This window comes from Sulfurovum sp. (genome assembly GCF_041562805.1).
Lineage (GTDB): Bacteria > Campylobacterota > Campylobacteria > Campylobacterales > Sulfurovaceae > Sulfurovum.
The window spans coordinates 1-5,658 of the sequence record NZ_JBFFOH010000159.1 but is presented as its reverse complement, the minus strand read 5'-3'; the positions used below and the strand labels follow the sequence as shown (position 1 = coordinate 5,658).

The window sequence follows — 5,658 nt, the reverse complement described above, 5'->3', positions numbered from 1 at the left end:
TGATTGTGAAATTCTCTCTAGTGCTGAAGCCAACTGGGGTCTTTAGAGGTGCCCTTAAGCAAACATGACGCCGGGGGTCTCCTCCGCCACGCTTTCAAATATGGGCCCGTACTGCCTGCAGGGCCCGCACCACTGAGCCCAAAAATCCATAATAACAATTTCGTTCTCCGCAATCGTCTTCTCAAAGTTCTCTTCTGTCAATGCCATCAATGCCATGTTTTATCCTTGTGTGTTTAACGGTTCAATGCATATTGGGTTCGAGGCGGGTTTGAGGAGAAGGTGGGGTTTCGACCTAGGGGGTAGTGAGAAGTGGGGATTCAACTCCTGGGGTGTAAATAGGGGTGTAAATGATAGATATACATTATTTGTATTTAAGAAAGACATTTGTTTGTTTAGATAAATAATTAATATGATGATAAAATACTGATTATTTCAAAAAAGGATTAGAAGATTTCAGCAAATATAGATATTAACGAAACAAATGCCTCAACTGTGGTTGCTTTATATCAAAGTATAGGAGATAATTGGATCTTAGTAGCAATTGCGGGAGTGGTGATCTCTGGGGTAGTGACTTTTTTATATAAAAAATTTAATGGAGTTGCTAAGTTGTTATGGAAAAACTTTCGAGATAAATATTGGTATAACCTTTCATATAAAATTATAGGATTTAGAAAGCATGTTACGGTATTTAAAAATGGGCATGGTATCATTTTACATGATATAGAACTTAATATATATAAAGTGAATGAGATGTTTACCAAAAGACTTGATATATCAGATGCTCCAACTATGACTCTGTTACCAGATCTTGAAGAGATGAAAAAAACGGAGGTTGAGAGACGATTTGATTCATTTGGTTTTTGGTTTTCATCGACACCTAAGAATGTTCTTAAAAATGTTATTGAAGTTCCGGAACGGTCTAATCATAAAAAGAAAGCAGTGAAATTTATCTTTGATAAAACAGAAGCTGATAAATTAAAAGGAGCACCTGTAAAAATTCTATATGGCTTTTCTATTCCTAAGCTTTATCCAGTTAAAGATGGAAAATTTGAGGAAGGTACGGGTGGAGTAAATCCTATTCAATCAAATTTTGAAGTGCAATACCCAATGAGTTACTATGATTATGTTATAGGTTTAGAAGATGGGGTGAAAGTTAGTTCGATTAAATCGATATACCATGAAAATGGAACAGATAATGCAGGTAAAGAAGAGGACATGATAGAAAAGGATGATTTGTTTTATACAAAATTTGTATTGAGTTTAAAGAGACCTAAAGTCGGTTCGACAATCTCAACATATTTTACTTTAGAATAAATCAAATTATTAGAACTAAGTCATAATTAAACATTGTTGACATAGAATAGTATTATCACATAGGAGAATAGACATGTTAAGAGAAACTGATAGCTAATTAGAAGGCATTATCCCAATTAAAGTTGAAGCCCATATTCCTGTTTGGAATTGGGCTTTTTTTTTACCAAAAGTTTTAGAATACACTTAATTTTCTTTTTAAATATCTTCAAGCTACTCATTACCCTTAAAATTCTTCTGATAAAAAGACATTGCACTTTGCACAATAGGAATCAAACATATGTTTGAGAATAGGGGGACAGGCTACTTTACCTATCATATCTCACGCTTTTTTTGGCCTTCCCCGTCGGTTGGGTGCCGAGAGGAGTCTATAAAAAGTAGCCTGTCCCCATTAATCCGTCATCAGAACAATCGTCATTGTAGTATTGCGCATAGTATCTTCTTGCCTTAGTATGATGATACTCTTAATGTGTTACAGATATGTTAGCACGCTTTCAGTAAAGCTGCTCGAAGAAGACCTCTAGCTGCATTTGCCTTTATATGCTTTATAGGTATCACCAGACCCCTGTTTTATTGCAGCTTTATTTATATTATATTGCAGAAAGACATGTTTTGAGGTATTATGTAAAATATTTAATATTGTAAAGTATAGATACGAAATGGCGAGGAATAAAAATGGCAAAGTCTTATGATAGTTGGAGTAAATTAGCTAAGTTTACGGGTGAATTTGTACTTCATATTATCGTTACACTGAGTGTAGTGTATGTTCTTTTTACATGGCTAGATGCTATTCCTGCTTATGATGACGCAAAAACCTTTGATTCTATTGCATTAGCCAATACATTTATGGTATTTGTAACATTTATTATCGTTGTTGCTACGGTCGCAATTTCCATTGGAGCAGTCTTTTATACTAAACAGTATTCTCAAACAAAAGAAAGGCTATTGTCTGATAATTTGGATGACGTAATACAAGCTTTAGTAGATAAAGATAAAGTACGTGTTGATTTTATAGATAAATTATTAAATGACCCAGTTATGAGCCAAGATATTGAGAAGAGAATTAATAGTTTTGGAACCGTAGTTAATGAAAACGTACAGAAACAAAATACAAAGATAACTGCCTTAGACATGGAATTGAAAGAGTATGTCAAAACTCAAATAAGTGAATCTGAAAAAAGATTGAAAATAGAACTTTCTAACGATGAGTCAACTGATAGTTCGATAAAAGATCGTTTTTCTAAATTAGATAATTAAAAGGAGAGACTAATGAGTACACATGAGACTTTTCATGGACAAGAGACCCAAGCATATACTCTTATTTCACAATTAGAAGATATGGGTTATAAAGTTTCCGTTCCTGTCGATATAGAAGATATGATAAATTTTCTTGAAATTAAATTTGAGATTAAACCTGATTTTAAAAAAATAAAAGTTACTGGAAGTATTGCTGTAAAAGATGGTGAGCCTTACATTTGGGTAAATCCTATGAAAAACACATCAAAAGAAAGAAAGCGTTTTACACTTGCGCATGAATTAGGACATTTCATGTTACATATTGCACCTTTAAAAGATTTTAATGATTTTCAAGCGATTGAAGATGAAAATATATCATTTAATCGTGATGATAATTGGGATTATAAAGAGATGGAAGCAAATAACTTTGCAGCTCAACTATTAATGCCAGCACAATTTGTTGAAAAAGAATTTGATCAATTATTATCTACAATAAGTAAGATAAAAAAAGATGAAGTTATAATAAAACTAGCAGGTAAATTCAATGTATCAAAGCAGGCGATGGAGTTTAGACTAAAAAAACTGGGAGTGCAGATATGAAGCAAAAAGAATGGGATTTTAATGATGTTTCAGAGGGCAACTCAGTTCTAAATATTCTTTTAAATGACGAAGTGATTGAATCTTACAATATCCCGGCGAATTCAGAAGGAGGTGGTTTTTCAGATACTTTTACTCTTGACGGCATTGATTATGTGATAGGTGCCTCTACTTATGATACAGGTACCTACGCAGTTGTTACTACGGAAGCCGATGATAGTTATATATATGAGATTGAACTCGTTATAAATGAACTAACTGAGAATGTGCTAAGCATTAATTATTATGTTCCAACTGCACCCTATACAGCCACACTGTCCTCAGCGCTATATGGGTTGTCTGACGATAGCACAGTACCAATGCTTGACATAGAAAATGAGAAAAAATTTGAAGATTATTTAAATGATGACCTGATAGATTTTAGACATTACTTAGATTTGTCATCTGTTAAATATGTTGTCAATCAAAGTGAACGTGAAGAAGCTAAACAAAAAAGGAAAGAGGAAAAAAAAGAGTTTAAAAGGATGATAACGCCATTACCATCATCCGAAGAAGAATTGTTGTCATTAGAAAATAGAATATTAAAATATGAGATGATAGAAAAGAATGAAATAGTCATTCCTGTTTACTTGTGGGATGAATTTGGAAATGTAGAAGACTTAAAAGTATTTATTGTTGAGTTAGAAAGACAAGGCTATACAAAATTTGCTCTTAGGCTTTTGAGTAAGACATCCTTCTTAGCAAACATTGATGCTATCAAAGAAATTCACGATTTCACAATATTTATGGACTTAAATACCAATTTTAATGTTTCAAATATTAAAAGTTACCTTGATTCTATCTTCTTTCATTTTAAGACAATTATATATCTAGGTGCGCATTTTTTGCCAACTCAAATGACGATTAGTGGTGATGACCTTAATGAAAATATTATTCGAACAAATTTTCCAATTGAGGTGTTTCAAGAGCTTATTAAACAATTCCCAACTTTAAAGTATGGAGACTATTGTGGATTTGACAGGAAAACACTCTCATCAATGCCTAAAGGTGGCCGACCAAGTGCTCGTGTTGTCTTAAGTTCCCTTGATAAATCTAAAAAAGTATTAATTCGTAGGGGATGGGATGATCAAGATGAGTCAATAACTCAATCAGGAGAAAGAAAAGTTGGGATGATCCATTCAATGCATAGATTGTTATGTGATATTAAAAAGGGTGTTTTGGACAAGGAACCTCGAATAAGTGGAGATTTATTTATGGATGAAACAATTTGTGATGCAGATGATGCGTTGAAATCCTACTGTCCAGATCGGACTACTCCTGGAGAAGTTAAAACTTTATGCATACGTCATAATATTTTTTCTGTAATACACAATTATATTAGTAGTTGAAGTCCCTAAAAACCTTGTAAGGTATGTCCGTTAACGGTGTGACTTGTACATTGATATATTGCTTGAAACGTGATTGTAAAGCTTCCAATTCTTTTTTTTCTTTAATTAAGCTACGTCTTTTTGCAAATTCTTGTGAATACTTTTCTTTAATTCTAAATAATGTTAAACGTCTTACTTCGTCTTCTGTCAAAAGTTCTAAAAGTTTTTTTTCTGCATCAATAAAGTTTAACTTATACCATTGAGGAACACCTCTCAAAGTTTCTCTTAATTCAGAGGTATTAAAATAAGCTAAATAGTTTGGGGCAGGAATATCACGATATTCAGGTTCTCGTAGAGTAGTTAGCTTGTTTTTGTCATTTACTGAAATAATACCAATGCCATCCATTTGAGGATCACTCAAAATTTTTTTGATGAATTTATCATGTGCAACGATAGTAACTAAATTGGAATACTTTTTAAATGTTGCTATTTGTTGAGAAAGTCTTTTGAGTGAATCAGATTTAGATTTGATTTCGAAATTGTGAATATTCCCATTGGTAACTAACATATCAGAAATATTATTCGAAATACTTACTTCGGGGACAGCTATAAAATTACTAGTAGAATATTTAAATAAATATTTATACAGTTCTATCTTGATTATATCAGCATCATTCATACTGTCTTATACAGCAAAGAATATTTTTTAGAGCTTTTTATAGATCAATATAGAGTAGAAATATAGTTACAGGTATATTTTAGTAACTGTTTAGATATAGAATATAGAGGTCACCAATATTAATTTATATCTCTACTCTTGCCAACCATTTACCAACTACAAACCCTGTTCTTCCCCAGTTTTTTGGCAAGATAGAGCGTTTTGTCGGTGCGTTATGGCGTGGGGAAGTTGCGTTCCAGCAGGGCTTGCAGACGTTCGAGGTTGGGGGCGAGTTCGAAACCTTTGCCGTAGACGTCGTGGACGGAGAAGCTCTCCAGCTGCGTTGCTCCGCAGAACTGGAAGGCCTTGTGCAGCGCAATGTTCGCCCCGTCGACGCTGAGCCCTTCGAAAAAGCCGTCGGGATTGTCAAATTCGCTCGCAGGGCAGTTGTAGGTAAAGCTGAGCATGTAGCGCTTTGGCTTCATCAGC

Annotated in this window: 6 protein-coding genes and 1 pseudogene; 4 read left to right on the top strand and 3 right to left on the bottom strand. The window is 33.7% G+C overall.

The features are described 5' to 3' along the window. Window positions 1-54: 54 nt before the first annotated feature. Window positions 55-216, bottom strand: a complete 162-nt coding sequence (locus ABYK33_RS13360; RefSeq protein ID WP_373033768.1) for a thioredoxin domain-containing protein — start codon at window positions 214-216, stop codon at window positions 55-57. A 276-nt stretch (window positions 217-492) separates the two neighbouring features. Here ABYK33_RS13360 and ABYK33_RS13355 point away from each other — a divergent pair, with 276 nt between their 5' ends. The 4 genes from ABYK33_RS13355 (at window position 493) to ABYK33_RS13340 (ending at window position 4,532) form a co-directional block, all read left to right on the top strand. Beyond that, a complete protein-coding gene (locus tag ABYK33_RS13355) occupies window positions 493-1,314 on the top strand; it encodes a hypothetical protein (RefSeq protein ID WP_373033767.1) in 822 nt (273 codons plus the stop codon). Window positions 1,315-1,986: 672 nt separating this feature from the next. Further along, window positions 1,987-2,568, top strand: a complete 582-nt coding sequence (locus ABYK33_RS13350; protein ID WP_373033766.1) for a hypothetical protein — start codon at window positions 1,987-1,989, stop codon at window positions 2,566-2,568. Window positions 2,569-2,580: 12 nt separating this feature from the next. Next, window positions 2,581-3,147 (top strand): ImmA/IrrE family metallo-endopeptidase, encoded by a 567-nt coding sequence (locus tag ABYK33_RS13345; RefSeq protein ID WP_373033765.1) that lies wholly within the window; start codon window positions 2,581-2,583, stop codon window positions 3,145-3,147. Further along, entirely contained in the window at window positions 3,144-4,532 is a 1,389-nt protein-coding gene (locus tag ABYK33_RS13340; protein ID WP_373033764.1) for a hypothetical protein, read from the top strand. Before ABYK33_RS13345 ends, ABYK33_RS13340 begins: the two co-directional genes overlap by 4 nt. Here ABYK33_RS13340 and ABYK33_RS13335 read toward each other — a convergent pair. Both ABYK33_RS13335 and ABYK33_RS13330 read right to left on the bottom strand, forming a co-directional pair. Further along, window positions 4,522-5,190, bottom strand: a complete 669-nt coding sequence (locus ABYK33_RS13335; protein WP_373033763.1) for a sce7726 family protein — start codon at window positions 5,188-5,190, stop codon at window positions 4,522-4,524. The two genes, ABYK33_RS13340 and ABYK33_RS13335, sit on opposite strands and share 11 nt — an antisense overlap. A gap of 212 nt (window positions 5,191-5,402) precedes the next feature. Then, window positions 5,403-5,658, bottom strand: a pseudogene (locus ABYK33_RS13330) (flavodoxin family protein); the annotation flags it as partial.

Bases quoted from the DNA above. Each gene is read 5' to 3' on its own strand.
- ABYK33_RS13340 (WP_373033764.1), top strand. From the start codon at position 3,144: ATGAAGCAAAAAGAATGGGATTTTAATGATGTTTCAGAGGGCAACTCA.
- ABYK33_RS13350 (WP_373033766.1), top strand. From the start codon at position 1,987: ATGGCAAAGTCTTATGATAGTTGGAGTAAATTAGCTAAGTTTACGGGT.
- ABYK33_RS13335 (WP_373033763.1), bottom strand. From the start codon at position 5,190: ATGAATGATGCTGATATAATCAAGATAGAACTGTATAAATATTTATTT.
- ABYK33_RS13345 (WP_373033765.1), top strand. From the start codon at position 2,581: ATGAGTACACATGAGACTTTTCATGGACAAGAGACCCAAGCATATACT.
- ABYK33_RS13360 (WP_373033768.1), bottom strand. From the start codon at position 216: ATGGCATTGATGGCATTGACAGAAGAGAACTTTGAGAAGACGATTGCG.